Source organism: Kribbella albertanoniae (assembly GCF_004348455.1).
GTDB classification, from domain to species: Bacteria; Actinomycetota; Actinomycetes; order Propionibacteriales; family Kribbellaceae; genus Kribbella; species Kribbella albertanoniae.
In genome coordinates, this window is record NZ_SMKA01000057.1 from 1 (window position 1) to 25,101 (window position 25,101).

Here is a 25,101-nt window from a genome sequence, read left to right on the forward strand (position 1 = left end):
GTCGGGCAGGGTGGGGGGTCGGTCGAGGGTTGGAGTTTGGATGTATGTGCCTGCGCATTTTGCGGTGGGGGATGACGAGGTTGAGGAGTTGCTGGGGCGACCGGGGGCGGCTGATTTGGTGACTATGACGGACGGTGGGTTGCTGGCGACGATGTTGCCGTTTGTCTATGACGCGGAGCGGAGGGTGCTTCGGGGGCATTTGGCTCGGAACAACGAGCAGTGGCAGCGGCCTGTGGTTGGTGAGGCGTTGGTGATCATGCATGGGGTGGACTCGTATGTGTCGCCCAGTTGGTACGCCGCCAAGCGGGAGCACGGGCGAGTCGTTCCGACGTGGAACTACGTGACCGCGCACGTGTACGGCGTACTGACCGTGCATGACGATCCGGTCTGGGTGGGCGAGCTGGTACGGCGGTTGACGGAGCTGCATGAGGGGACGCGGGCTGAGCCGTGGTCGGTGGATGATGCACCGGAGAAGTTCGTGAACGGGCAACTGCGGGCGATCGTCGGTGTCGAGTTGGCGATCACGCGGGTCGAGGCGAAGGCGAAGTTGTCGCAGAACCGGTCGGCCGCGGATGTCGACGGGGTGATCGCGGGGCTGCGGGCGGACGGGGACGAGCAGGCGGCTGTAGCTGTCGAGCAGCATCGGACGTAACGTCGGGCACCGCTCGGGCCAAGTACTTCCGACTGCGACGGAAGGACTGACGTGACTCAGATTGCCGAGATCGGGCGGGATCCGGATGCGTTCGAGGCGTTCTACACCGAGCACATCGAGCGGATCCAGCGGTTCGTGGCCCGGCGGGTGGACGATCCGTACCTGGCTGCGGATCTGACCGCGGACGTGTTCCTGGCGGCGATCGACGCGGCGGCCGGGTACCGGGCGAACCTCGGGACGCCGATCGGGTGGCTCTACGGGATCGCCCGGAACGTGGTGTCCGCGGAGAAGCGCCGGCACGCTCGTGAGCTGCGGGCGAACCAGCGGATCTCGGGTCGGCGGCTGCTCACGGCGGACGACGTCACCCGGCTCGAGGAGCGGATCGACGCCGAGGCGTCGGCGCGGGCGTTGCTGCAGGCAATGGGCGAACTGCCGGACGGCGAACGCGCCGCCCTGGAGCTGGTCGCGCTCGACGGCCTGTCCCCCGCCGACGCCGCGCACGTGCTCGGCATCCGGCTCACCGCGTTCCGCGTGCGCTTGCACCGGGCTCGTGGGCGGCTCAGGTCGCAGTCACTCCACCTGGCACCGACTCCCACGGAGATGACCTCATGAACACCTTCGAAGACAAACTGCTGACCGAGCTCCGCACTGTCGTCGCCGAGCGGCCGGTCGACATCCGCCGGAAGCGTCCGAAGCGGGTCCTGGTCGGAATCGCCGCCTGCCTGACACTGGCAGCCGGTACGGCGGTCGCCGTACCGGTCCTGGGGTCGAGCTCACCCGCGTACGCCGTGACCACGCAACCGGACGGCACGGTGCAGGTAAAGATCTATCGGCTCCAGGAAGCCAAGGAGCTGGAGAAGCGGCTGAAGGCGGCCGGCGTGCCCGCTGAGGTCAACTTCCTCCCGAAGGGACAGACCTGCCGACGTACTCCCGGCGGGAAGCCACCGGCAGGTGACCGGGCCGGGCTCGGGATCGTGGTGAAGCGGGACGACCGGGCCGCCACCATGGTGCTGCATCCCGCGGACTACCGAGGCAACACGTTGCTTCTGGAAGGCAGCGGCAGCGTGCCGACGGACCGGTACGACTCACCGACGTTCTCGCTGGTCTCGCGAGTGCGGACGGGAACCTTCGGGCCGTGCGTCCCGGTAGACGCGGTCAAGCTTCCGGTCCCGCTGCGCTGAGCCGATCCGCATCGCAAAGGATCGTTGCCTCTGGCCCCTTTATGCCGTGACAGTTTGTGCACGGATTGTCACGGATTGTTTGCGGGTGCGTGCAGATGTCCGGACATGGGTGGCGGATGGTGCACGCGACGGCAGATTGTCGAGAAGAGGAAGAGATCGAGACAGGTGGGTCGATTACGGGAGGGTCCGGCGAGTGCTCGAGACTTATCGCGGCATCCCACATCTACTGGATACCTGGCTCGTGCTGAGCGGCATGGCACTGCCGGTCGCACTCTCGTCGCTGCGGCGGCCGGGGGCGTTGCCCCCTCGCCTCGCAGCGTTCGGGATGCCGGCGGCGTTCGCGCTGGTGCTGGCGGCGACGCTCAGCCCGACGCCGCACCGGTTCAGCACGGTGATCGGCCAGTGCGGTACCCATCTCGCCACGACCGGTGGCCTGACCTCGGTCCAGGGTCTGCTCAACGTCCTGCTGTTCGTCCCGGCGGCCGGTGCGCTGGCGCTGGCGAGCGGCCGGCCGGGTGACGGGATCGCCGCCGGGATCGGGCTGTCGGCCTCGGTCGAGGCGATCCAGGCGCTGATCCCGCAGCTCGGACGCTCCTGTCAGCTGCACGATCTGATCGCGAACACGGCCGGTGCGTTCTGCGGGGTCGGGCTGGTGGCTGGAGTACAGTCCATCGCGCGACGACAGCAGCTGGTCACCGGCCCGTACGTCGTCGAGCACGCGGCCATGGTCGTCGTACGGCCTCGTCCGCCGGCGCGGCACCGGCGCCGGGAGCACGTCACGCTCCGCCCGGTCCCGGTGGCCGCCAAACCGTCGAACGGGCTCCGGCCGATGGTGCGAACGCGCTGAGCGATCGCTGCTCGAGCAGAAAGTTATCCGGAAGGTTATCCACAGGTTGTGGGTAACCCGGGGGATGACGACTCAGCTACGTAAAGTTATCCACAGGCTAGGGCCGGACATCCAGCCCCAGAGCGGTCGCCACGACCATCGCCTGGGTTAAATCGATCCGCGCGTCCTTGAGTCCGACCGTCAGCGGGTCGAGGGTCGACAGGTCCGAACCGCGTAGGTCGGCCGCGGTGAAATCCGCCCGCTGCAGGGACGCACCCGACAGATCGACATCCCGTACGACGGCCTTCGCCGCCCGGATCCCGGTTAGATCGGCCTCGCGCAGCTTCACCCCGTAGAACTCCACGCCGCGCAGGTCCGCGCCCGGCAGACCGGTGAACGACCAGTCGCCGCCGGAGACCTTGAGCAGGTTGTAGGTGCAGTCGTCGAAGAAGCTGCCGACCAGCTTGCACCCGGTGAACGTGGCGTCGAACAGCGAGCACCGGACGAAGGTGCAGTTCACGAACGCGGCATCGGTGTGCGTCGACGCGTTGAACCGCACCCCGCGGAACGTGCACTCCTCGAACACCCCGCCGCGGTTCTCCACCTCGGTCAGGTCGGTGTCGATGAACAGCACCCGCCGCTGGGTCTGCCCGGACAACTCAGGGTCGTCCCACTCCCGAACTGTCGACTCCGTCGGTATCGCACTGCGCCCACCCTGTCTGCTGGCCATCCCCTCACACTGTCACGGCCTTCCGACAGCCAGTTGTGATCCTTACGCGTCAGGTTGTGATGGTGCCGCCGGAGAACGTTCAGCGGACCGACAACTACGGGCCGCACGATGGAGGAGTGAGCGGATCAGAGCGGGTGATGGTGTTCGGCGCGAGTGGATTCCTCGGTGGCCGGATCTGTGCGCTGCTCGCCGATCGGGGCGTCGAGTACCGCGGACTGAGCCGGAACCGGGGTGAACTACACCTGCGCTGCGACCTGGCATCGATGCACTCGTACGCGCTGGAGACCCAGATCGGCCTCTACAAACCGACGGTGGTGATCAATGCGGTCGGCCTGACCACCGGTGATCCGGCCGACCTGGTCGCCGCGAACGTCACTGCGGTCGAGGCGCTGCTGGCCGCGACCCGTGACAGTGCCGGGCACGCGCGATTCGTCCAGCTAGGAGCGTCAGCCGAGTACGGCGGTGGCCCGCACGGCGCGAGTCAGTCCGAGGGGTCCGCGCTCCGGCCGGCCGGTCCGTACGGGCTGACCAAGCTGGCCGGCTCCGAGCTCGCCATCCGTGCCCAGCGCAACGGCGCTGATGCGGTTGTACTGCGGATCTTCGATGTACTCGGGCCCGGGGCGCCGGTGACGACGGTGACCGGGCGGGTGATCGCGGACCTGCGCGACCGGCAGCAGATCGACGTCGGATCGCTCGATGTCTGGCGCGACTTCGTGGACGTGCGGGATGTCGCCGAGGCGGTGATCGCGGTCGCCCTGGCCGACACCAAGCTGCCCGCGGTGCTGAACGTCGGCAGCGGCCGGGCGACGTTGGCCCGGGATGTGGCCGGTCAGTTGTTCGAGCTGAGCGGCCAGCCGGCCCGGATCGTCGACGACCCGGCGCAGGACGGCACGCTGGGTGATCCATGGCAGCAAGCCGATATCGGACTGATCGGTGAGCGGCTCGGCTGGTCGCCCAAGATCGCCCTGGAGCAGTCACTCGCCGACAGTTGGGCCGCCCCACAGGCAGACTGACCAGGTGGAGATTCGCTCGAGCTGTCAGCCCGCACCGGATCGTCAACCGCCCGCAGTGAACGAAGACCTCGTGCTGACCGGTCCTGACTTCGCAGTGGTATTCGACGGCGCCACACCGTTCGCGGGCATCGACTCCGGCTGCCGGCACACCGTGGCTTGGCTGGTCGGTCGCCTCGCCCGGTACGTCGCACCTCCCCTGCTGACCGCGTCCACGGCACCACTGGCCGACGTACTGGCTGAGGCGATCGCTGCGGTCGGTGCGGAGCACGCGGACAGCTGTGACCTCACCAATCGAGACAGTCCGTCGTCCACAGTCGCCATGGTGCGTGTGCGGCCGGACCACCTCGAGCATCTGGTGCTGGCTGACTCACCAATCGTCTACCGCGCACCCGATCAAACCGTGACTGTCCACAGTGACGATCGGCTCGAGCTGTTGCCCGAGCGAACAGTGGAGAGCGTCCGTCGCCTCCGCAACGCACCAGACGGCTTTTGGGTGGCGAGCACCGACCCGGCAGCGGCGTACCAAGCAGTCACCGGTACGACGGATCGCGCCGAGGTCGCGGCGATCGGCGTACTGAGTGATGGCGCCTCCCGGTACGCCGAGCACTACGGGCGGAGCTGGGACGACCTCATGGATGTGCTGACGACCGAGGGACCCGCAGCGCTCATCCGGCGAGTCCGCCGGTACGACGAAGCAGCGGACACGATCCGGTGGAAGCGGTACGACGACGCGACCGCCGTGGTGCTCTACGACAGCGGGCGGTAGGACGGGAAGCTGGGCGGCCGGTAGTCCTGCACGGGTGCGATCGGCGGTGCGGTTGCTCGCTGCTGCTGCCACTGGTTGACCTGGAGCATGAGCAGCGACATGGACGCAGTGGCAACGATCAACAGCAGTGCAGCGACCGAGAAGCCGATATCCACCCAGAGCGCGACCCGGACCATCACGTCCTGGAACTCGTAGAACTGAGTGGTCCGGCTGGCGTTGTCGGCGGACTCGACCACCTGGACGAAGAAGGCGAAAAAGCCGATGGTCGCGGCGAGCAGACCGGCCACGATGATCACCCAGTAGCCGACCCAGGCCACCCACCAGCTGTAGAGCAGCGCGCGGATCTGCTGGCTCCTGGCCGCTCCCGGCTGCTCGAGCGGTTCGCTGGCGATGACGATGTCCTGGACGAGCTGCAGCGGGTACCAGAACTGGACGCCCGGGCAGAACCACGCTCCGATCGCCCAGCCCGCGCTGCGCCGGTGCAGACCCTGGCCGGGCGGTAGGGGGTTCGCCGGCGGTCGTGGCGCCAGGGCGGAGTTCAGGAAGTCGCTGTTCTCGCGGGCGTACCAGAGCCAGAGCAGGTAAGCGATGGCCGTCCCGAACAGCAGGTAGGCGAGGACGTTGATCAGCCAGCCGCTGCCGACGATGGCATTCGTCGCGTTCTCGAACTCCTCCTCGGTCAGGTTCAGGAAGATGAAGTTCTTCACCTCGTCGTAGGAGCGCCACATCAGCACCGACTGCAGCACGGTGATGAGAGCGGTCAGCCCCATCAGCACGATGGCAACCAGCGCAAACGTGCGCAGCGGCCGGTAGCGCGGCGGCAGCACCGCATACGGCCCGGGCCGCGGCACCGGATAGTACGGCTGAGTCATCGTCATCCTCCCCACCACAAAGGTATCTCGGGGAGGGAGCGCCTAGACCGCCGCGAACGCCTCCCGGACCGCAGGGAGCGCCAGCTCGCGGTCGGCGGCGGACAGGCCGATCCGGGTCCGCCGGTCGAGTACGTCGTCCTCGTCGAGCGCACCCTCGTGCCGGACCGCGAACAGCAGCTCCGCGTACGTCGTCTTGAGCCCGGGCGCGACCGGGTCGAGTGCTGCGCCGACCGCCGAGACCACCTGGGGCGCCTCGACGCCGTAGCGCTGGACGAACCGTGCTGGAGCGGCCACTGACGCCAGCCGGACCCGGTCGGCCGCACCGACCAGCGGGATCCGGTGCGTCAGGCAGGGGCGCCGGCTGCTGAGGGTGGACTGTGCGAGCGCGGTGTCGAGTGCGTCCTGCGCCATCCGGCGGTAGGTGGTCAGCTTGCCGCCGACGATGGTCACCAGCCCGTCCGGCCCGGTGATCACCGCGTGCCGCCGCGAGATGTCGGCCGTCTTGTTGCCGTGGCCGGTGTCGAGCAGTGGGCGCAGTCCGGCGTACGTGCCGAGCAGGTCGGCCCGGGTGAGCGGCGTCTGCACCGCACGGTTGATGGTGTCGAGGAGGAAGTCGATCTCACCGTCGGTCGCCCGCGGTACGTCGCTCACCGGACCAGGTGCGTCCTCATCGGTCAGACCGACGTACACGCGATCATCCGGCGCGGGGATCGCCATCACCACGCGGCGCAGCTCCCCCGGCACGCCGACAGTCAGCACTGCGGAGAGTCCACCGAAGGCAGTCTGCGGAAAAACCAGATGAGTGCCGCGGCTGGGCCTCAGCTTGATGCCGTCGGTGATCTGGCCGGCCCAGATCCCGGCCGCGTTGATCACCACGGTCGCATCCACGTCGATCCGGTCCCCGGTCAGCTGGTCGACCAGTACGGCGCCCTGGCCGGTCACCTCGGTGGCCGCGACGCGGGTTAGCACGCGAGCGCCGTACTGCGCGGCCGTGCGAGCGATCGCGATCACCAGGCGGGCGTCGTCGTACAGCTGGCCGTCCCAAGTGAGGAAGCCGCCGCGTAGACCCTCGGGTCGCAGCGTCGGCGCGTAGCGCATGACCTCGGCCGAGCTGACCCGGCGGGAGTGCGGCAGGTAGTCGTCGCTGGTCCGCGCGAACGTGCGCAGGATGTCGCCACCGAGGAACGCACCGCGCAGCAGCGCCGCCTGCGAAGCCTTTGCCTGCGGCAACCATGGCGCGAGCTGCGGGACTGCGTGGACGAGGTGCGGCGCGGTCGTCTTCATCAGGATCCCGCGCTCGACCGCGCTCTCATAGGCGATCCCCACATGGCCGGACGCCAGGTAGCGCAGGCCGCCGTGCACGAGCTTCGAGCTCCAGCGGCTGGTCCCGAAGGCGAGGTCGTGCTTCTCCACCAGGGCAACGGTCAGACCGCGAGCGGCCGCATCCAGCGCGACGCCGGCACCGGTCACGCCACCACCGATGACCAGTACGTCGACCTTGCCGGTCGTCGCCAGCCAGTCGAGCTCGCGAGTCCGGCGAGCCGCATTCAGGCTCGCGTTGCCGATCGAGGCGATCATGGCGTCAGATACTTGGTGAGCATGTCGCGGAGCTGCTCGTCTAGCTTCGGGTACTCCTCCTTCGACGCCATCACCGGACCGGACACGGCCGAGGCGAGCGCGACCAGAATGATCTGACGGGCCAGCCACACCGGATCGCTGCCCTGGATCGAGCCGTCCGCCTGCCCGGCCTTGATGCCCTCTTCCACCAGCGCCAGGTGTGCGACCGTGCTGCTCCCACGGCGCTCCAGCAGGTACGGCGTGAGGAACTCGGGGTCCAGCTCGATGATCTTGCGCATCAGCGGGTGCACCCGGGTGTGGGCGACGACCTCCACCACGCCCTCGACCAGACGCGTCCGGCCGTCGGCGGCGTCCGGCTGGAAGGCCGACATCAGCGCGGTCGTCCACTCCCGGGTCATCAAGGCCGCGACCACGGCCTGCACATTCGGCCAGCGGCGGTAGAGGGTGGCGCGGGAGACCTCGGCGTGCCGGGCGATATCGGCCATCGTCATCCGGCGCATCCCGATCGCCAGCAACAGCTCGTACGCCGCGTCCAGGATCCGCTCCTCGCCGATCGCGTTGGCGGGAGTGGGACGACTGCTGGTCTCGGACCCTGATTCGCTGCTACGCTGAGACATCACACGTCAGAGTGTATCAGCGACTTCGTTCTGCTGGAACGCTCTGTGAGGAACCGTCGTGGGCAGGTGTGATCAGGGGTTTCATCTGCCCACGACGCTACCCCGCCGAACACCTGATGGGGAGCTTGAGATGACTCTATTGAATGCCACGCTCCGCGCGGCCAGCCATGGGGCTTTAACTCCCTCCCTTCCCTCGTCGCTCCAGTCGCTTCGCTCCCTGCGCTCCTCAGTCCAGGTCGGGAGGCCCCATGACTGAATCCGACCTGCCGGTGGTGCAACTCACGCCAGGGCGCTGGGGTGATCCGGAAGTCTCGGTCGAGGTGCCGGCTCCGGCGCTCGCCGCGCTGCACCACCTCGGCGTACGGCGACCTGAGTCCGGCCCGGTCGATCCGGCGGACCGCCCGGGGCTCACGCCTCAGCAGGTGGCCGTCCTGGCCGAGGTTGTCGGAGCCGAGCATGTAGCGACCGACCTGACTGCGCGCTGGGCGCACACCCGCGGGTACTCGACACCTGACCTGCTGCGGCATCGCGCCGGTGACACCTCGGACATGCCCGACGCGGTCGCCTTCCCGGCCGACCATGACGAGGTCCTGGCATTGCTGGCCGTCTGCGCCGAGCATGACTTGGCTGTGGTGCCCTACTCGGGCGGTACGTCGGTAGTCGGAGGGCTCGCGGCGTCCCGGCGGTTCGTGACCGTGGATCTGCGCAGGCTGGACCAACTGCTCGAGGTCGACGATATTTCGCGGACCGCGACGCTGCAGGCCGGCGTGCGTGGTCCAGCGGCCGAGGCGCTGCTCGCGAAACACGGCTACACGCTCGGGCACTTCCCGCAGTCCTACGAAGGCGCAAGCATCGGTGGGTACGCCGCCGCGCGGTCAAGCGGGCAGTCGTCCGCGGGCTACGGGCGTTTCGATCAGATGGTGGTCGGGCTGACGCTGGCGACTCCGCGTGGCACGGTCGAGCTCGGCCGAGCGCCGATGTCGGCAGCCGGTCCGGATCTGCGTCAGCTGGTGCTGGGATCCGAAGGTGCTTTCGGGATCATCACCTCGGTCGTCGTCCGGATCCGCCCGCGGCCGGAGGAGCGGCACTTCGAGGGGTGGCGGTTCGACACCTTCGAGGCTGGACTGACCGCCGTACGGCGATTGGCGCAGGACGGGCCGTTGCCGACCGTGCTCCGGTTGTCGGACGAGGCCGAGACCGCGGTCAACCATCCGGACGGGGCAGGCGGCGTACTGGCGATTGTCGGCTTCGATGGACCGTACAAGCCGGCCACTGCTGACGTGCTGACCGCAGCAGGTGGTCAGAATCTCGGTGCGGAGTCGGGTGAGGCCTGGCGGGTCGGGCGGTACAAGGCGCCATACCTGCGGGATCCGTTGCTTGACGAAGGCGCACTGGTCGAAACACTCGAGACTGCAGGGTTCTGGTCGCGCATCCCCGCGTTGAAGGCTGCTGTGACCGAGGCGCTGGTCAAGGCGCTCAGCGAGCAAGGCACTCCGCCGCTGGTGCTCTGTCACGTGTCGCATGTGTATGAGACCGGCGCATCGCTGTACTTCACTGTCATCTGCGCGCAGAACGCTGAGCCGATCGACCAGTGGCGGCACGCGAAGCTCGCTGCGAACGCTGCGATCGCTGAGGCGGGCGGGACAATCAGCCACCACCACGGCGTCGGGACGGATCACCGCGAGGCCTACGCCGCGGAGATCGGTCCGCTGGCAGCGGAGGCGTTGCGTGCGGTCAAAGGCGTGCTCGACCCGGAAGGTGTGCTCAATCCAGGGATCCTCTTGACCTCAAGTTAACTTGAAGTTGGACAGTCGTGGGCATGACTCCTGAACCCGCCAACCGTCCTGTCGCTCTCATCACCGGCGCTTCGGCCGGCCTCGGACTCGCGCTGGCCCACGGACTGGCCGATCGGGGCTGGGCGCTGGTGATCGATGCCCGCGGTGCCGACGCGCTGAAGGACGCCGCCGACGCCCTGGCCGACCGCACCGACGTCGTACCGCTGGCCGGTGACGTGACCGATCCTCAGCACCGCGCCGATCTGGCCGATGTGATCGGCGAGCTCGGCCGGCTCGACCTGCTGATCAACAACGCGAGCTACCTCGGGCCCAGTCCCCTGCAGGCGTTGGGCTCTGCGGACCTCGACGAGCTGCGTCGCGTCTACGAGGTCAACGTGGTCGCACCACTCGCTCTGACGCAGACTCTGCTCCCAGCACTCACTGCGGCGACCGGTGTGGTCGTCAACGTCAGCTCCGATGCCGCAGTCGAGCCCTACGAGACCTGGGGTGGCTATGGCTCGGCCAAGGCCGCACTCGACCACGCGTCTCGGGTGCTCGGGGCCGAGCACCCGTCGCTGGCGGTGTACGCCGTTGACCCAGGTGATCTGCGCACTGCGATGCACCAGGCTGCCTTCCCTGGTGAGGACATCTCGGACCGCCCGGAGCCCGCAACCGTCGTACCGGCGTTTCTGGCGTTGCTGGACCAGCGGCCGGCGAGTGGTCGCTACCGAGCCGCGGAGTTCGCACCGGCGGTGACATCGTGACTGTCCATCCACACACGAGATTCGTCCTGCCTGACTCGCTCAACGCCACTGAACCGCCAGAGGCCAGAGGGCTGTCGCGGGACCAGGTGAAGCTGCTGGTCGCGGAGGGGTCGACCGTCACGCACACCCGGTTCGATCGGATCGGTGATCACCTCCGGCCCGGCGATCTGTTGTTGGTGAACACCTCCGGGACGCTGCCGGCCGCAGTCGACGGCACCTGGATCACCAACTCCTGCATGGCTCCAGTGGTCGTGCACTTCTCCACTGCGCTCGACGACGGCAACTGGGTGGTCGAGCTGCGCAACGGCGGCGAGCCGACGTTCGGCGGTACGGCGGGTGACCAGGTGGAGCTGCCACGCGGCATCCTCACTCTGCTGGCTCCGCACCAGCCGGGGGCCAACCGCCTGTGGCGGGCCAAGCCGCCGGTAACGGACATGATCAGTTACCTGCAGCGGCACGGGCGCCCGATCACCTATAGCTATGTGAACAAGCGCTGGCCGATCGCGTCGTACCAGACTGTGTTCGCCCGGGACCCGGGCAGCGCGGAGATGCCGAGTGCGGCCCGGCCGTTCAGCTTCGAGCTGGTGAGCCGGCTGGCGGCGCAGGGCGTGCTGATCGCGCCGATCACGCTGCACTGCGGCGTCTCCTCGCTGGAGAGCCACGAACCGCCGCTGCCCGAGCGGTACGACGTACCCGAGCACACCGCACGTTTGGTGAACTGGGTGAAGGGCAACGGCGGTCGCATCGTGGCAGTGGGAACCACGGCGGTCCGGGCGATCGAGTCGGCGGTCGCGGCCGACGGATCAGTCGTCGCTGCGCACGGGTGGACCGACCTCGTCCTCGGTCCCGACCACCCCGCTGCCGTCGTCGACGGCCTCGTCACCGGGATGCACGCCCCCGAGGCCTCGCACCTGCTCCTCCTTGAGGCCGTTGCGGGAGGTGGCACCGTGCAGCAGGCCTATGACGCGGCTCTGCATGAGCGATACCTCTGGCACGAGTTCGGGGACAGTTGCCTCGTTCTCAAATGACTCTGTCTCCGCTGACGAAGCGTCCGGCTCGTTGCCGGGCCGGGCGCGTTTGTCCACTGCTCGTGGGCTCATCGAACTGTCCTAACCGCCTGGGTCCCCCGTCGGGACGTGCCTCGATTAGACGCGCCCCGGCCGGAAGGTGTCACGGCTTTTGATCCAACCGAGCGCCAATTGTGGCCTAGCCCTCAAATCAGGTTCGCCGGCCGTCGATGCGGTCGGGGTCGAGCATGTCGTCGGTGATGAAGTCCTGCGGGAAGCCGACCGCGAAGCCGGTGGCTGCCTCCAGTCGCTGTACGGCGTCGTCCGGCAGCTGGAGTTCGAGCGCGCCGAGGTTGTCGGTGAGCTGGCCGGGTGAGCTCGCGCCGACGAGTGGATGGACAGTGCGCGAATGGATCCTGGTCCAGGCGAGGGCGACCTGGGCGGGGGTGGCGCCGAGCTCGGCGGCGACCTTGTGGACAGCGCTGATCACGGCGTCGTCGGCCGCGGGTTTCGTGAGTCGGCCATGTGCCAGCGGGGCCCAGGCAGCGACCGTCATGCCGAACGCCTCCGCCATTGGCAGCAATTCGCGCTCGATGTCACGCTGCAGCAGGCTGTACGGAACCTGCAGGCCCGCGAACGGCGACCAGTCCCGCCATTCGGCCAGGGTGTTGCCACGGGCGACGAGCCAGGCCGGCGCGTCCGAGATTCCGGCGTACAGGATCTTCCCGGCGCGGACGGCGTCGTCGAGCGCGCGCAGCGTCTCCTCGATCGGAGTGTGCCGCTCCCAGTAGTGCACCCAGTAGATGTCGAGATAGTCGGTGCCGAGCCGGCGCAGGCTGGACTCGAGCGCGAGCCGGAGGTTCTTCCGATGGTTGCCGGTGGCATTGATGTCGTGCGGGTCCCGCGGCAGCGAGTACTTCGAGGCCAGCACGAACTGGTCCCGGCGCCCGGTGAGGACCTCGCCGACGATGTCTTCGCTCGAACCGTAGGCGTCGGCGGTGTCGATCACGTTGCCGCCGGACTCGGCGTACAGGTCGATGATCGGGCGGGCCTGCTCGGCCGAAGTGAAGCGCATTGCGCCGAGGAACAGCTCGGAGACGCGGAGTCCAGTGCGACCGAACAAGCGGTAGCGCATCAGCCGGCGTACCCATGGAGGAAGGCGTGCACGCCAGTGGTGACGGTGTCGGCAAGGTCGGGCTTGGGTCCTCCACGGTAGGACAGATTGGATCCGGAGATGAGTAGCGCGAAGTGCAGCGCCGCACGCACTGGGTCGTCGAGCCGGAGCAGACCGTCGGCGGCGAAGGCCGCGAACCGGTCCGCGATCGCTCGCTGTACGGCGAGGGGTCCGGCCTCCTGCCAGGCGTCGATCGCGTCCTCGGGGATGTGACCGGCCTCGGCGTTGACCTGCCGGACCAGGGCCCAGTGCTCGGCGAAGTCCGGGATCGGTGTCCGCCAGGCGATACCGAACGCGACCAGGTCGGATTCGAGGTCGGTGATCTCGGTCAGGTGGCTCTCGACGATGGCCAACTGCGCGGCGGCTACCCGGGTCGCGCTCTCCTGGATGACCGCCTGGAACAGCCCGGCCTTGTCGCCGAAGTGGTTGTAGAGCGTCCGCGTCGACACGCCGGCTTCGGCCGCGATCACGTCGATACTCGCTCGCGCATAACCGTCCCGTGCGAACACGGTCAACGCACCGGCGAGCACGTCCTGCCGCTTGCTGCTTCGGGCCACCGGATCCCCTTGGGGTTAGTACAACGTTCGTTGTACTTTGAGTGTATGGCATTCACCGAGGAAGAACTGAACTACCTGAAGACCCAGCCGCTCGCCCGGCTGGCCACGGTCGGCGCGGACGGGCAGCCGGATGTCGTTCCGGTGGGTTTCGAGTACGACGGGACGTACTTCTACATCGGCGGGGCGATGGAACCGGCCCGGACCCGCAAGCTGCGTAACGTCGCAGCGGGGCAGGAGCAGGTGGCGTTCGTGATCGACGACCTGGTCTCGGTCGACCCGTGGTCGCCGCGCTTCCTGCGCGTGTACGGGACAGCCGAGGTGGTGACCCGCCCAGGGCAGTTCGGTGCGGGTCCGTACTTGCGGATCACGCCGACCACGAGCTGGAGCTGGCACCTCGACGGGGAGCCGCTCGATCACGCCGACGAGTTCGGGCCTCGGCGTACCGATCACACCATCAGTTAGACGCGGGACTTCTTGCGGCGGCGGTTGGTGTCCTGGAGGAAGAGCCAGGCTACTGCGGCGCCGGTGACGAAGCCGCCGAGGTGGCCTTCCCAGGAGATGTTCGGGATCAGGAAGGACAGTACGGCGGTGATGGCGACGTAGCCGAGGATCCAGGTGACGTCGAGGTTGCGGGCGCGGCTGACCACCAGCAGGGCGCCGACCAGGCCGAGGACGGCGCCGGATGCACCGAGGGTTGCCGAGGTGGGCGCGCTGATCAGCCAGACGGCGATGCCGCCGCCGAGCGCGGACAGCAGGTACAGGATCGTGAACCGCAGCCGGCCGAGCATCTGCTCCAGCGGCGGACCGATCTGCCAGAGCATGAACAGGTTCGAGAAGATGTGGAAGATCTGCACGTGGGTGAAGGCCGACGTGAGCAGCCGCCAGGGCTCGGTCTCCACCAGGATCGGGAACAGGACCAGGTCGTTCAGGACCTGGGGGCTGCCGACGCGGACCCCGATGAACACCAGCACGTTGAGTGCGAGCACGGTCATCGTGATGACCTGGGGATTACCGCGCTGGATGCCGCCGAGCGACGTCCGGGTCTTCGGGATCGACTTCACGCCCTCGTTGAAGCAGCTCGGGCATTGGAAGCCGACCGCCGCACTGTTCATACAGTCCGGGCAGATCGGGCGGTCACAGCGCTGACAGCGGACACCGGCGGGCCGGTCCGGGTGCCGGTAGCAGACGGAAGCGGTCGTCACGGCGGGTCCTCCGGGGGGAAGGCGGCGGGACCGGTCCGGTGACCGGTCCCGCGGGGGTGGATCAGGCGTTCTTGCGCTCGATGACCACGTGGTTGATGACGACCGGGTCGATCGGCCGGTCGGCGGCGGCGGTCGGGACCACCGCGATCTCGTCGATGACCTTGCGCGACGCGTCGTCGGCGACCTCGCCGAAGATCGTGTGCTTGCGGTTCAGGTGCGGGGTCGGGGTCACGGTCACGAAGAACTGCGAGCCGTTGGTGCCCTTGCCGAACTGGATACCGGCGTTCGCCATCGCGAGCAGGTACGGACGGTCGAACTGGAGCTCCGGGTGGATCTCGTCGTCGAACGAGTAGCCCGGCGTGCCGGTGCCGGTGCCGAGCGGGCAGCCGCCCTGGATCATGAAGCCCTTGATGACGCGGTGGAAGCCCAGGCCGTCGTAGAACTTCTCGTGGCTCGGCTGCCCGGTCTGGGCGTCCGTCCACTCCTTGGTGCCCTCGGCCAGGCCGACGAAGTTCTCCACGGTCTTCGGTGCGTGGTTGGGGAACAACCGGATGACGACGTCACCCATCGTCGTCTGCAGGGTTGCGTACAGCTCTTCGGCCACGGGAGTCACTCCTCGGTAGTTACATCTGACGCCATCGATCCTGTCACGTCCACCCAAGATTCCGTGGTACCGGGGGTTTGACAGGTGGGTACGCGTACGATGCAGATGAGACCGGATTTGTCCAGAGCGGTATCAGTGCGTCCATGGAGGGAACTGTGGGTTTGAGGAAGTCCAAGGGCCGGATCGACATCGCGAAGGACCGCGTCCGGCCGTTCGCCGAATCGGCATCGGAGAAGCTCGGCCCGGCCGTGGGCACCGCACGGGAGAAGGTGTCGCCGTACGCCGAGAAGGCTGTCGAGCGTGGCGCGCACCTGGCCCACGTCGCGGTCGAGAAGGCCGGACCGCGGATCGACGATGCGCTGTCCAAGGTCGGACCTGCGACCGAGCACGCCGCCGAGAAGGCCCGCGAGCGGTTCAACGACGACGTGCTGCCGAAGGTGTCGGCCGCGCTGGCGTCGCTGGCGGCCGCCGCCGAGCCGGTGGTCGAGGAGACCTCGCGCCGGGGCAAGGCCACGAAGGCCGCGCTGCGCGGTGAGGTCGACGTACCGAAGAAGAGCCACAAGCTCCGTACGGCGGTGCTGCTGCTCGGCCTCGGTGCGCTCGCTGCCGCGGCCGTGAAGAAGCTGCTCACCCCGCCGGAGCCGGCCTGGCAGTCGACGCCGACCAGCGGCCGTGACTACAGCTCTGCCGCGGCACCGCGGTCGGAGAGTTCCAACGGCCACACGACGGCCAAGACCGAGACCCCGAAGCCGGAGGCTCCGAAGGCGGAGACCCCCAAGGCTGACGAGGTCAAGGCCAAGACGGAGGCTGCCAAGGCCGACGAGGCCAAGCCCGAGGTGAAGGCCTCGTCGAACGGCGCCGCCAAGAAGACCACCACCACCAGGAAGTCGACGGACACCAAGCCCTCGGATTCCTGAACCGAAGTACCGCAACGGCGAAGGCCGCGATCCCGATGGGGTCGCGGCCTTCGTGTCGTTCGCCGGAGCCTTAGAGCGCGTCTGGGAACTCCCCGCCTACTGCGCTGCACTCGGCACGGCACCTCGCCGCACTGGAGGAAAGGCCACGATGGAAAAGCATCGAGACCTCCCCTCCAGCACGCCGAGCTACCGCACCGAGCACATGCTCGCTACGGCGCGGAGTTCCCAGACGCGCTCTCAGATCGGGTGCGGCTCTCCGTGGGTCGCGGCCATCGTGTAGCGGCCGGCGGAGAGGAGCTGGGTGGCGTAGCGGTGGGTGATACACGGGTAGGTGCCGCCGCAGTGGGTGCAGAGCGCGTGGTTGCGATGCATCCAGGGGACGATGCCGAAACGTTTGGTGCGGGTGAGCGGCTCGCGGTCCGGCGCGTGCATCTGGAGCGCCGCGCGGGCGGCGTCCTGGATCTCGGGTGCGGACCAGTCTTCGGCGCTCTTGTCCATCAGGGCGCCGAGATCGGGGTGGGGGTGGGCGATCGAGCGAGTCTTCGTCATGTGGGCGTCTTCCGAGGCAGGTGGGAGGGCGGCCGGCCCGATCACTGGCTGAATCGTTTGATTCTTCGGTGATCGATCGATCGCTGATAGCAACGGTAGTCCTGCCAGGTCCAACGAGGCGCGCCGCAAAGGGCTATGTCGGTGTCAGATCTTCGTCAGGTTTCGCTGTGTGCTCGGTCAGGACCACAGGGTCTCGAAACTGACCCGTGCCTCGAGCTCCAGCAGATGCCGTTTGGTCGGGATGCCACCACCGAAACCGACCATCTTCCCGCCGGCCCCGACGACCCGGTGACAGGGCACGACGATCGGCAGCGGATTGCGGTTGCAGGCCGTCCCGACGGCCCGGGAAGCACCGACATCGCCCGCCACGATCTTGGCGACATCGCCGTACGTCTGCATCTCGCCGTACGGGATCCGGGTGAGCTGGGTCCACACCGCGCGCTCGAACTCGGTCCCGCTGCGCACAGACAGCGGTAGGTCGAACTCCTGCAGCTCGCCGGCGAAGTACGCCGCGAGCTGCTCCGCGGTCCTGGTCAACAGCGGATCGGTCTCGGCCGGCCGGTCGAGCCGCTGAAACGTCACTCGGCACAAACCGGTCTCGTCCACAGCGAGCGACAGCTCACCGATCGGCGAATCGACCACACTCCAGCGCATGCCACCATCCTCCACCGTGGCACCGACATTCCGCGGGCGACGACGTGATGTCCTCGCTCGGTCACGCGGTGTTGTGCTACATCTGATCCATGCCGAGCCGGCCGCCGCAACCGCCGCTGGACCGATGGTTCAGTTCCGAGCGGACGATGGGCCTGGCCTCTTCGGTGCTGATCGGCGTCGTCACGATCACCACCTGGGCGACCACCTGGTCGGACTGGTACTCCTATCGGACCCTCGATCGGTACGGCGACGATCCCGATCGGCTGGCCGAGGCGGATCTGTTCTCCGGGTCACTGGGGATCGTCTCGGGGATCGCGTTGTTCGCGGCGGCCGCGGTGTTCATCGTCTGGCTGTGGCGGGTCCGGTGGAACGCGGAGATGTTCTGCCGGGGTGAGCACCGGTTCACGCGGGGATGGGTGCTGGGGAGCTGGATCTGCCCGGTGGTCAACCTCTGGTACCCCAAGCAGGTGGTCGACGACATCGTCGCGGCCAGCGACCCGCGGACGCCGCCGCAGACCGAGTCGCTGCGCGACCTGCCCGGTACGCGGCTGGTCTGGGCCTGGTGGCTGACCTGGGTGGTCGGTCTGGTCTCCGGCAACATCGTGCAGCGCGGCGTCCTCGGTGGCGCGAACACGGTCGGGGATCTGCGGACCAACGTGATCCTGTCGGCCGTCTCCGCGCTGTCCACGTCGGTGGCCGCGGTGTTCGCCGTACAGCTGATCGCACGCATCGACGACCTGCAGACGAACCGGCCGTGGGTGCCTTGGTGGTCGGTCGATCAGCCATCTCGACGCTTCCAACCTCCTGCGCGGTAAAGCAAACCGTTACACACTGTCGGATTCGTCGTTACAAGTGGTGATGGCCGTACGAAAAGAACACGTTAAGTCGATACCCTCCGTGCTGGGACCGGCTCCCTTGGCGTACCTACTTCGTGGTATCAATGTGGCTCGGTCATGCGGGGGCAGGTTCTGGCCGAACCGACTAACAGACGGAGTTCCGGCAACGCGAGGGACGCACGACGTGAGCCACCCGCAACCAGCAGTGCTGTCTGCTGTACAGCAGCCCGACGATGAGTGGGCGCCACACTCGACCGAAGAGTTCCAGCAGGTAGGTACGGTCGGCAAGATCGCGATCGGGCTGCTGGGCGCGTCGACTGTCACCCACCTGCTCTCCACCTGGTCCGACTGGAACACGTACTCCGTGGTCCACCGCTACCTGGGTGGGATGCCGAACGTCGACGACGCGGATCTCAATCGTGCCGACGCGATCGCGAAGTTCACCGCGATCCCGAACGTCATCATCTCCGTCGCCGCGGCCGTGGTCTTCGTGATCTGGCTGTGGCGCGCGCGGGTCAACTCCGAGGTGTTCTGCCAGGCCGACCACCGCCGCAGCCACGGCTGGGTGCTGGCCAGCTGGTTCGTCCCCGGCCCCAACCTCTGGTACCCGAAGCAGATCGTCGACGACGTCTGGCTCGCCAGCGACTCGAAGACCCCCGTCTATGCGGACGACCTGCGCCGATTCAGGACGCCGACCCTCACCTCCGTGTGGTGGGTCGCCTGGATCGGCGCTCTCACGTTCGACGTCGTGGTCCGCCGCTTCCTGATGTGGATGGAGGCGTCGGTCGGCTCCCTGCGCGGCATCGCCTTCGCCGGTACGGCGTCGCTGGTGCTGACCGGAGTGTCCGCCGTCGCCGCGACCCTGGTGATCCGCAAGATCACCGCGATGCAGACCGAGCGCGAGTGGACCCCGTGGTGGGACCAGCGCGAGCCGAAGCTGACCGCGGTCCCGACGTACGCGAACGACGACACCGACGAGCAGCCCGCCATCGCCGAGCCGATTGCGGTCTCGGCCCAGGCCGGTCTGGTCTCGTCGCCGACCCGGCGGCTCGAGCGGCAGCCGGAGTTGCAGCTGGCCGGCGGCGGCGCCGCACCGCCAGTAGGCAGCCCGTTCGCCGCAGAAGCCGCTCCGCCTGCCGCCAGCCCGTTTGCGGCCGCCGCTAGTGCGTTCCCAGGTGACGGTGCGGCCGCGGGGTCCTTCCCCGGTGGCAGCCCGTTCGGTGCGGACGAGCCGGCCGAGGAGGCGCCCAAGTGGAGCCCGTTCGCCCCGGTGGCGGAGAGCTGGCAGGACAACGCGCAGCAGGTCGATGCCGGTCCGTCGACCGAGCAGTTCGACGCGGTGTCGACCTGGCAGGACGACACCAGCAGCCCGACCGAGCAGACGGCGTACCAGCCGCTCAAGCCGTCCTGGAGTGAGTTCCTCGGCTCGACGCCCGACGAGGACCCTCTGGCCGCGGCCAAGAGCCGGTGGATGAGTGACGAGCCGGCCCGGACCAGCATCCAGCCGGACCCGTACGCGTACCAGCCGGAGCAGCAGGCCGACCCGGAGCCGTCGTGGGCGAGCAGCTACTCCGAGCCCTACACGTCGTACGAGAGCACTTCGGACTATCTGACTTCGACGGCCCAGAATTCGGCACTGCCGTCGATCGAGCCCGCACCCGAGCCTGAGCCCGCGCCCGTTGCGCGCGCTGGTCGCAGGGCCGCTCGGGTCGCGGTGGACAGCCCGTCGGTGATCCAGGAGCCGCACAGCGTCTACCCGCCGTCGCAGTCGCACCAGACTGCTGCCTCGGCCGGGTACTACGAGCCCGCGCCGGTGCTGGCACCGCAGGACGACTTCCTGACCCCGTCGAAGCCGCTTCCCTCGGTCCCCGAGTATGGTCCGGAGCCGTCGTACACCCCGGAGACCCCCTCGTACGGTTCGGACTACAGCAGTTCGTCGTACGAGCCTTCCAGCTACCAGTCCTACGAGACGCCGGCGACGGACTACACGTCGTCGTACAGCTCGGAGTACACGAGCACCAGCAGCTACGACTCGACGCAGTACGGGTACAACTCGGACTACACGAGCAGCGCCTACGAGCCGCCGGCTCCGGCAGCTCCGGCGTACGACGCGTACACCCCGACCTCGTACAGCGGCTCGGAGTACTCGAGCACCACTGAACCGACTTCGTCGTACGACAGCTACAGCTACGGCACCGAGCCGTCGTACGGACAGCAGCCGGCAGAGGAGTACCCGACGTACACGCCGGAGGAGCCGAGCCAGCCCGAGCCGCCGACCGGCCCGCGGACCCACCCGCGTCGTCGCTGGACCTGATCGTGTCGCTGGACCTGACCGTGTCGTTGGCCTTCTCCACCCTCGGGTGCCACGGCGCACCCCTGGACGAGGTCCTGAAGCTTGCCCTGAGCAACAAAATCACCGGACTCGAGCTGCGGACCGCACCCGACGAGTTCACCCACACCGGACTGACGTCGGCCGAGCGCCGCGAGCTGCGCACCCGGATCGAGGATGCCGGTCTGGAGATTCTCGCGGTCAGCAGCTACGTCAAGCTGTGCGCGGTCGAGGAGCAGCCACTCGAGGCACACCTCGAGCTCGCTGCCGACCTCGGCGCGCGTGGTGTCCGAGTGTTCCCCGGTGACGAACCCAGCGACGACGCCGGTACGGCGGACTCCCCCACTCCGGGCGAGATCCGGGCGCTCGACCGGGTGGCGACCGCGCCCAAGGAGTCGCGGATCCTGCTGGAGACCCACGACTCGCACTCCGCCGGCCGGAAGATGGCAGCCCTGCTGAGCCTGATCGACTCGAACGTCGCCGGCCACAACGTGCAGGTGATCTGGGACAGCGCGCACACCTGGTCGCACGGCGAGACGCCGGCCGAGGCGTTCGCGCTGCTGCAGCCGTGGCTGGAGTTCGTCCAGATCAAGCAGAGCGACTCGACCCAGAACTACCGGCCGGTCGCGATCGAGGACGGCGACTTCCCGATCCAGGACCTGCTCCAGGCGCTCGAAGGCACCGACTACCCACTCTCCCTCGAATGGGAAACGAAGTGGCACCCCCACCTCCCGTCCCTCGAGGAGACCCTCCCCGCAGTAACCCGCTGGCTCACACCACGCTGAGCGCGGTCACCGCACTCCGGCAGCACGTGCCTTGTCAACGCAATGCGAACGCATTACATTTGACTGGTGTTCCTGGAAGTCAAAGACAGCGAGTGGTCCACGGCGCACATCGCCCGGCACGATGTAACGATCGCTGAGGTCCGCGAAGCCATCCTTGAACGTCCCTACTACCAAAGAGCAGGAAGAAGCGGATCTCTGCTCTGTTACGGCCGGACGTACGCGGGGCGATTTCTCCTCGTGGTCGCGGTCGAGGATTCACCAGGGACGGCTTTCATTATCACCGCCCGCGATATGACCAGAGCCGAGAAGAAGTCCTTCCAGAGGGAGGCGCGTTGACATGAATCAGATGAATGAGGAGTTGCCACGGCCCGAGGCTGAGCTTGAGTCGCTCGCCGACTACTACGACACGCACGACACCGGTTCGGAGATGGCTGACGGCGAGTGGGTCGAGCCGCCGATGGTCACCACTTCCCTGCGGCTGCCGAAGCCTTTGGTGGATGCGCTCAAGGTGGAAGCAGGCCAGCAGCACATCCGGCACACAGCCCTGATGCGGAAAGTGCTCGCTGCCTACGTTTCCGGAGACGCGATTCAGCCGGCTGAAATCATCGACCGGCTGGAGCGGATCGAGCGCCTCCTTGACCGCAAGGCCGGCTGAACCTTGCCGTACGAGCAGTGCGACCTCGAGGCCGCACTGCTCCGGCGAAGGTTAGCCCTCGCCGCGGGGAGTATCGCTTCCCCGGGGGCGGTGCGACCTCTACCCTCCAGTTACCGCATGCAATGCCTCAACTACTGGAGGTCATCGTGTTCCGTCCCGCCCGATGGACTCGACTCGTTCCCCTCGCACTGGCGGCGGTTCTCGCCGTCGGTGCCGGGAGCCAACTGCCTGCCACTGTGCAGGCCTCGGCGCCACCGGACCGCAAGGCCGTGGCAGAGCAGAACGACGAGCTGATTCAACTGCTCCGGGTGAACACCCCGAAGCAGTCCGACCGTAAGCGGCTGACCAGCCTGGATCTCGACCTGGCCGAGTCGGCCGGACCGGCGTACACCGATGTTGTTGCCTATGGCAAGAGTGATCTCCGGCTGCTGACGCTGGCCGGATTCACCTGGTCGGTCCTGGAAGACGACCTCGAAGGTGCTGATCGCGAGCGTGAGAAGGCCGACGCCGAGTACGCGCAAGCCGTGCGGAACAAGGCGGTTCTGGCCACCTTGCCGAGCGGCCGGACGGCGTACCGGCAGCTGGCCGACTTCACCAGCAACATGGCCAGTCTGGCGCAGCAGTACCCGACCAAGGCCAAGCTGATCAACCTCAAGGAGAAGTCGCTCGAGGGCCGGACCGTGCAGGGCCTGGAGATCTCGCACAACGTCGCGACCAGCAGCGGCAAGCCCGTGTTCCTGATGATGGGGCTGCACCACGCGCGCGAATGGCCGTCGGGTGAGCTGACGATCGAGTTCGCCTACGACCTGCTCCAGAACGACGGCGTCGACACCCGGATCACGAACATCCTGGAGAAGTCCAAGGTGATCATCGTTCCGGTGGTGAACCCGGACGGATTCAACCTGAGCCGGACCCTCGGCTACGAGATGAAGCGGAAGAACTGCCGGATCACCAACGGTCAGCTGCCGACGGCCGGCCAGTGCGCGCAGTCGACGAACCAGTCCCGCGGTGTCGACCCGAACCGGAACTACTCCGGCTTCTGGGGTGGCCCGGGCGCGTCGACCAGCACGACCTCGGAGACCTACCGCGGTCCGAGCGCGTTCAGTGAGCCGGAGACCCGCAACATCCAGTCGCTGGTGTCCGCGCACCAGGTGACCACACTGATCACCAACCACACGTACTCCAACCTCGTCCTGCGGCCGCCCGGCTACGCCGCCGCCGCGAACACCCCGGACGAGACGATGTACAAGGCGCTCGGTGACCAGATGGCCGCGCAGAACGCCTACACCAGCCAGAAGTCGTACCAGCTGTACGACACCACCGGCACCACCGAGGACTGGTCGTACTACGCGACCGGTGGGCTCGGGTTCACCTTCGAGCACGGCAGCAGCTTCCACCCGGCCTTCTCGAACGTCCCGAACTACTACTTCGGATCCGGCAGTACGGCGGGCAAGGGCAACCGTGCGGCGTACCTGCTCGCGGCCGAGTCCACCATCAACCCGGCCCGGCACTCCGTCGTCACCGGGACCGGCCCGGCCGGCGCCGTACTGCGGTTGAAGAAGTCCTTCACCACCAAGACGTGGAACGGCACCCTGCTGCCCGACGTCCTCGATACCACGATGATCGTGCCAGCCGACGGCACCTACACGTGGCACACCAACCCGTCCACGCGCCCGATCACCATCCAGAACGGTGGCGGTACGGAGTCGTGGACGCTGACCTGTGAACGGCCGACCGGTCAGGTCCTCGAGACCCGCTCGGTCACCGTCGCCCGTGGCGGCAGTGTCACCGCCAACCTGACGGCCTGCTCAGCGGCCTTCTAGACCGGCGGTCGACTCCCGGATCTCCAACGTGTAAGGGACGGTGAGGTTGCGACGCGCAGCCTCACCGCTCCCGGCGATCCGCTCGAGCAGCAGCGCGACCGTCTGGTCGGCCAGCCACTCCTTGTCCGGCGAGATCGTGGTCAATGAGGGCGAGTGGTAGCGGCCGTCCTCGATGTCGTCGAAGCCCACGACAGCCACATCGTCCGGCACCGACAGGCCCGCGTCGGCGAGTGTGCGCAGAGCGCCGAGGGCCAGCAGGTCGTTGAAGCAGAACACCGCGTCCGGAGGCTCGGGCAGCTCCAGCAGCGCGCGCATCGAGGCCGCGCCATCCAGCCGGTGGTACCCCGTCCCGGCCAGCTCCAGCTCCGGATCGTGCGGCAACCCGGCCGCCTTCAACGCCTTCCGATACCCACGACGCCGTACGGCCCCTGTCCCCGACGCGCCGCCGCCACCGACACCGATGGCCGCGATCCGCCGCCGGCCGAGCGAGATCAGATGCGTGGTCGCGTCGTACGCCGCCTGGACGGAATCGACCGCGACATGGTCGAAGGTGCCACCGGTCGTCCGCTCGCCGAGCAGGACGATCGGCTTGCCGCTGCCCACGGCCGCGCTGATCTTGGCCGGTGAACTGGTGATCGGGGAGAAGACGATGCCGTCGATCAGCTGGCCGCGCATCCCGTCCAGGATCATCTGCTCGGCGGCCGGCTCACCCTCGGTCTGCTCGATCAGCACGGTGATCCCCCGGCGCTTGGCGGCCCGCGAGAACGCGGCCCCGAGCTCGGCGAAGTACGGCGAGGCCATCTCCGGGATCGCCAGCGCGATGAAGTCGGAGCGGCCCTTGCGCAGCGAGCGGGCACTCACGTTCGGCCGGTAGTCCAGGTCGGCGATCGCGGCCTCGACCTTGGCCCGGGTGTGCGCGGTGATGTGCGGATAGTCGTTGATCACGTTCGACACCGTCTTCACCGACACCCCGGCGCGCGCCGCCACATCACTCAGCCTGGTCGCCATTGATACCTCCTGTCACTCAGAGGATGTCTGGGAACCCCACGCCTACTGCGCAGCACTCGGCACGGCACCTCGCCGCACTGGTGCAAAGACCACGATGGAAAAGCATCGAGGCCTCCGCCCCAGCACGCCGAGCTACCGCACCGAGCACTTGCTCGCTACGGCGCGGAGCTCCCAGACATCCTCAGCTTGTCGACCGAGTGTGCCACGCTCTCGACGGGTGAGCCCTT

28 protein-coding genes are annotated in these 25,101 nt (G+C 67.9%); 17 read left to right on the top strand and 11 right to left on the bottom strand.

Annotated features, from left to right (window positions below):
• Positions 1–40 precede the first annotated feature (40 nt).
• The 4 genes from E1261_RS15280 to E1261_RS15295 all read left to right on the top strand — a co-directional run bounded on the left by E1261_RS15280 (position 41) and on the right by E1261_RS15295 (position 2,680).
• Positions 41–652, top strand: a complete 612-nt coding sequence (locus E1261_RS15280; RefSeq protein ID WP_132407102.1) for an FMN-binding negative transcriptional regulator — start codon at positions 41–43, stop codon at positions 650–652.
• Between the two features lie 51 nt (positions 653–703).
• Entirely contained in the window at positions 704–1,264 is a 561-nt protein-coding gene (locus tag E1261_RS15285) for an RNA polymerase sigma factor (protein ID WP_132407104.1), read from the top strand.
• A complete protein-coding gene (locus E1261_RS15290; protein WP_132407106.1) occupies positions 1,261–1,833 on the top strand; it encodes a hypothetical protein in 573 nt (190 codons plus the stop codon). Before E1261_RS15285 ends, E1261_RS15290 begins: the two co-directional genes overlap by 4 nt.
• A 193-nt stretch (positions 1,834–2,026) precedes the next feature.
• Positions 2,027–2,680, top strand: coding sequence for a VanZ family protein (locus E1261_RS15295; RefSeq protein WP_132407108.1), 654 nt, complete (start codon positions 2,027–2,029; stop codon positions 2,678–2,680).
• Positions 2,681–2,777: 97 nt separating this feature from the next.
• Here E1261_RS15295 and E1261_RS15300 read toward each other — a convergent pair whose 3' ends face one another.
• Positions 2,778–3,389 carry a pentapeptide repeat-containing protein gene (locus E1261_RS15300; RefSeq protein ID WP_132407110.1) on the bottom strand — a complete coding sequence of 204 codons (612 nt, stop codon included), beginning with the start codon at positions 3,387–3,389 and terminating at the stop codon, positions 2,778–2,780.
• A gap of 116 nt (positions 3,390–3,505) precedes the next feature.
• On the opposite strand from E1261_RS15300, the gene E1261_RS15305 reads away from it, so the two are divergent.
• Both E1261_RS15305 and E1261_RS15310 read left to right on the top strand, forming a co-directional pair.
• Positions 3,506–4,402, top strand: coding sequence for an NAD-dependent epimerase/dehydratase family protein (locus tag E1261_RS15305; RefSeq protein ID WP_238176237.1), 897 nt, complete (start codon positions 3,506–3,508; stop codon positions 4,400–4,402).
• Between the two features lie 4 nt (positions 4,403–4,406).
• A complete protein-coding gene (locus E1261_RS15310; RefSeq protein ID WP_132407112.1) occupies positions 4,407–5,168 on the top strand; it encodes a protein phosphatase 2C domain-containing protein in 762 nt (253 codons plus the stop codon).
• On the opposite strand, the gene E1261_RS15315 is transcribed toward E1261_RS15310, so the two are convergent.
• Genes E1261_RS15315 through E1261_RS15325 form a run of 3 tightly spaced genes read right to left on the bottom strand, consistent with a single transcriptional unit; the run spans position 5,150 to position 8,235 of the window.
• Positions 5,150–6,040, bottom strand: a complete 891-nt coding sequence (locus E1261_RS15315; RefSeq protein ID WP_165952515.1) for a DUF4328 domain-containing protein — start codon at positions 6,038–6,040, stop codon at positions 5,150–5,152. The two genes, E1261_RS15310 and E1261_RS15315, sit on opposite strands and share 19 nt — an antisense overlap.
• Positions 6,041–6,082: 42 nt before the next feature.
• Positions 6,083–7,618, bottom strand: coding sequence for a glycerol-3-phosphate dehydrogenase/oxidase (locus E1261_RS15320; RefSeq protein ID WP_132407116.1), 1,536 nt, complete (start codon positions 7,616–7,618; stop codon positions 6,083–6,085).
• Positions 7,615–8,235: a TetR/AcrR family transcriptional regulator gene (locus E1261_RS15325; RefSeq protein ID WP_132407118.1), complete on the bottom strand. Its 621-nt coding sequence runs from the start codon at positions 8,233–8,235 to the stop codon at positions 7,615–7,617. The genes E1261_RS15320 and E1261_RS15325 overlap by 4 nt, the downstream gene beginning before the upstream one ends.
• Positions 8,236–8,483: 248 nt before the next feature.
• Between E1261_RS15325 and E1261_RS15330 the strand changes: the two genes are divergently transcribed.
• Genes E1261_RS15330 through E1261_RS15340 form a run of 3 tightly spaced genes read left to right on the top strand, consistent with a single transcriptional unit; the run spans position 8,484 to position 11,802 of the window.
• A complete protein-coding gene (locus E1261_RS15330) occupies positions 8,484–10,031 on the top strand; it encodes an FAD-binding oxidoreductase (protein WP_132407120.1) in 1,548 nt (515 codons plus the stop codon).
• Positions 10,032–10,054: 23 nt separating this feature from the next.
• Positions 10,055–10,774 (top strand): SDR family NAD(P)-dependent oxidoreductase, encoded by a 720-nt coding sequence (locus E1261_RS15335; protein WP_132407122.1) that lies wholly within the window; start codon positions 10,055–10,057, stop codon positions 10,772–10,774.
• Complete coding sequence (locus E1261_RS15340; protein WP_132407124.1) at positions 10,771–11,802, top strand: S-adenosylmethionine:tRNA ribosyltransferase-isomerase; 1,032 nt, start codon at positions 10,771–10,773, stop codon at positions 11,800–11,802. Before E1261_RS15335 ends, E1261_RS15340 begins: the two co-directional genes overlap by 4 nt.
• Before the next feature lie 190 nt (positions 11,803–11,992).
• Here the strand turns inward: E1261_RS15340 and E1261_RS15345 are convergent, their stop codons facing one another.
• Together E1261_RS15345 and E1261_RS15350 are read right to left on the bottom strand one after the other, a co-directional pair.
• On the bottom strand, positions 11,993–12,916 hold the full coding sequence (locus E1261_RS15345) for an aldo/keto reductase (RefSeq protein ID WP_132407126.1): 924 nt from the start codon (positions 12,914–12,916) through the stop codon (positions 11,993–11,995).
• Positions 12,916–13,512 (bottom strand): TetR/AcrR family transcriptional regulator, encoded by a 597-nt coding sequence (locus E1261_RS15350; RefSeq protein ID WP_132407128.1) that lies wholly within the window; start codon positions 13,510–13,512, stop codon positions 12,916–12,918. Before E1261_RS15350 ends, E1261_RS15345 begins: the two co-directional genes overlap by 1 nt.
• A 45-nt stretch (positions 13,513–13,557) precedes the next feature.
• Between E1261_RS15350 and E1261_RS15355 the strand changes: the two genes are divergently transcribed.
• Entirely contained in the window at positions 13,558–13,974 is a 417-nt protein-coding gene (locus E1261_RS15355; RefSeq protein WP_132407130.1) for a PPOX class F420-dependent oxidoreductase, read from the top strand.
• On the opposite strand, the gene E1261_RS15360 is transcribed toward E1261_RS15355, so the two are convergent.
• Both E1261_RS15360 and E1261_RS15365 read right to left on the bottom strand, forming a co-directional pair.
• The gene (locus tag E1261_RS15360; protein WP_132407132.1) at positions 13,971–14,714 is read right to left on the bottom strand and encodes a rhomboid family intramembrane serine protease; all 744 of its coding nucleotides are present in this window, start codon (positions 14,712–14,714) and stop codon (positions 13,971–13,973) included. The two genes, E1261_RS15355 and E1261_RS15360, sit on opposite strands and share 4 nt — an antisense overlap.
• Before the next feature lie 61 nt (positions 14,715–14,775).
• Positions 14,776–15,318 carry a peptidylprolyl isomerase gene (locus E1261_RS15365; RefSeq protein ID WP_132407134.1) on the bottom strand — a complete coding sequence of 181 codons (543 nt, stop codon included), beginning with the start codon at positions 15,316–15,318 and terminating at the stop codon, positions 14,776–14,778.
• 155 nt (positions 15,319–15,473) lie between these two features.
• Here E1261_RS15365 and E1261_RS15370 point away from each other — a divergent pair, with 155 nt between their 5' ends.
• Complete coding sequence (locus tag E1261_RS15370; RefSeq protein WP_132407136.1) at positions 15,474–16,235, top strand: DUF5324 family protein; 762 nt, start codon at positions 15,474–15,476, stop codon at positions 16,233–16,235.
• Positions 16,236–16,472: 237 nt separating this feature from the next.
• Here the strand turns inward: E1261_RS15370 and E1261_RS15375 are convergent, their stop codons facing one another.
• Both E1261_RS15375 and E1261_RS15380 read right to left on the bottom strand, forming a co-directional pair.
• Positions 16,473–16,784, bottom strand: a complete 312-nt coding sequence (locus E1261_RS15375) for a hypothetical protein (RefSeq protein WP_132407138.1) — start codon at positions 16,782–16,784, stop codon at positions 16,473–16,475.
• A gap of 177 nt (positions 16,785–16,961) precedes the next feature.
• Positions 16,962–17,438, bottom strand: a complete 477-nt coding sequence (locus tag E1261_RS15380; protein ID WP_132407139.1) for a methylated-DNA--[protein]-cysteine S-methyltransferase — start codon at positions 17,436–17,438, stop codon at positions 16,962–16,964.
• 89 nt (positions 17,439–17,527) lie between these two features.
• Here E1261_RS15380 and E1261_RS15385 point away from each other — a divergent pair, with 89 nt between their 5' ends.
• From E1261_RS15385 to E1261_RS15410, 6 genes are all read left to right on the top strand, one after another.
• Positions 17,528–18,253 (top strand): DUF4328 domain-containing protein, encoded by a 726-nt coding sequence (locus E1261_RS15385; protein ID WP_132407141.1) that lies wholly within the window; start codon positions 17,528–17,530, stop codon positions 18,251–18,253.
• Between the two features lie 205 nt (positions 18,254–18,458).
• Positions 18,459–20,588, top strand: a complete 2,130-nt coding sequence (locus E1261_RS15390) for a DUF4328 domain-containing protein (protein WP_132407143.1) — start codon at positions 18,459–18,461, stop codon at positions 20,586–20,588.
• 2 nt (positions 20,589–20,590) lie between these two features.
• Positions 20,591–21,388 carry a sugar phosphate isomerase/epimerase family protein gene (locus E1261_RS15395; protein WP_238176238.1) on the top strand — a complete coding sequence of 266 codons (798 nt, stop codon included), beginning with the start codon at positions 20,591–20,593 and terminating at the stop codon, positions 21,386–21,388.
• A 66-nt stretch (positions 21,389–21,454) separates the two neighbouring features.
• Positions 21,455–21,724: a BrnT family toxin gene (locus E1261_RS15400; RefSeq protein WP_132407145.1), complete on the top strand. Its 270-nt coding sequence runs from the start codon at positions 21,455–21,457 to the stop codon at positions 21,722–21,724.
• A 1-nt stretch (position 21,725) separates the two neighbouring features.
• Entirely contained in the window at positions 21,726–22,043 is a 318-nt protein-coding gene (locus E1261_RS15405; RefSeq protein ID WP_132407147.1) for a hypothetical protein, read from the top strand.
• A 146-nt stretch (positions 22,044–22,189) separates the two neighbouring features.
• Positions 22,190–23,866: a M14 family metallopeptidase gene (locus E1261_RS15410; protein ID WP_165952516.1), complete on the top strand. Its 1,677-nt coding sequence runs from the start codon at positions 22,190–22,192 to the stop codon at positions 23,864–23,866.
• Here the strand turns inward: E1261_RS15410 and E1261_RS15415 are convergent.
• A complete protein-coding gene (locus E1261_RS15415) occupies positions 23,852–24,874 on the bottom strand; it encodes a LacI family DNA-binding transcriptional regulator (RefSeq protein WP_132407151.1) in 1,023 nt (340 codons plus the stop codon). The genes E1261_RS15410 and E1261_RS15415 overlap by 15 nt on opposite strands.
• Positions 24,875–25,101 lie beyond the last annotated feature (227 nt).

Bases quoted from the DNA above. Each gene is read 5' to 3' on its own strand.
- E1261_RS15280 (WP_132407102.1), top strand. From the start codon at position 41: ATGTATGTGCCTGCGCATTTTGCGGTGGGGGATGACGAGGTTGAGGAG.
- E1261_RS15290 (WP_132407106.1), top strand. From the start codon at position 1,261: ATGAACACCTTCGAAGACAAACTGCTGACCGAGCTCCGCACTGTCGTC.
- E1261_RS15300 (WP_132407110.1), bottom strand. From the start codon at position 3,389: ATGGCCAGCAGACAGGGTGGGCGCAGTGCGATACCGACGGAGTCGACA.
- E1261_RS15315 (WP_165952515.1), bottom strand. From the start codon at position 6,040: ATGACTCAGCCGTACTATCCGGTGCCGCGGCCCGGGCCGTATGCGGTG.
- E1261_RS15320 (WP_132407116.1), bottom strand. From the start codon at position 7,618: ATGATCGCCTCGATCGGCAACGCGAGCCTGAATGCGGCTCGCCGGACT.
- E1261_RS15325 (WP_132407118.1), bottom strand. From the start codon at position 8,235: ATGTCTCAGCGTAGCAGCGAATCAGGGTCCGAGACCAGCAGTCGTCCC.
- E1261_RS15330 (WP_132407120.1), top strand. From the start codon at position 8,484: ATGACTGAATCCGACCTGCCGGTGGTGCAACTCACGCCAGGGCGCTGG.
- E1261_RS15335 (WP_132407122.1), top strand. From the start codon at position 10,055: ATGACTCCTGAACCCGCCAACCGTCCTGTCGCTCTCATCACCGGCGCT.
- E1261_RS15345 (WP_132407126.1), bottom strand. From the start codon at position 12,916: ATGCGCTACCGCTTGTTCGGTCGCACTGGACTCCGCGTCTCCGAGCTG.
- E1261_RS15355 (WP_132407130.1), top strand. From the start codon at position 13,558: ATGGCATTCACCGAGGAAGAACTGAACTACCTGAAGACCCAGCCGCTC.
- E1261_RS15375 (WP_132407138.1), bottom strand. From the start codon at position 16,784: ATGACGAAGACTCGCTCGATCGCCCACCCCCACCCCGATCTCGGCGCC.
- E1261_RS15380 (WP_132407139.1), bottom strand. From the start codon at position 17,438: ATGCGCTGGAGTGTGGTCGATTCGCCGATCGGTGAGCTGTCGCTCGCT.
- E1261_RS15385 (WP_132407141.1), top strand. From the start codon at position 17,528: ATGCCGAGCCGGCCGCCGCAACCGCCGCTGGACCGATGGTTCAGTTCC.
- E1261_RS15405 (WP_132407147.1), top strand. From the start codon at position 21,726: ATGAATCAGATGAATGAGGAGTTGCCACGGCCCGAGGCTGAGCTTGAG.
- E1261_RS15415 (WP_132407151.1), bottom strand. From the start codon at position 24,874: ATGGCGACCAGGCTGAGTGATGTGGCGGCGCGCGCCGGGGTGTCGGTG.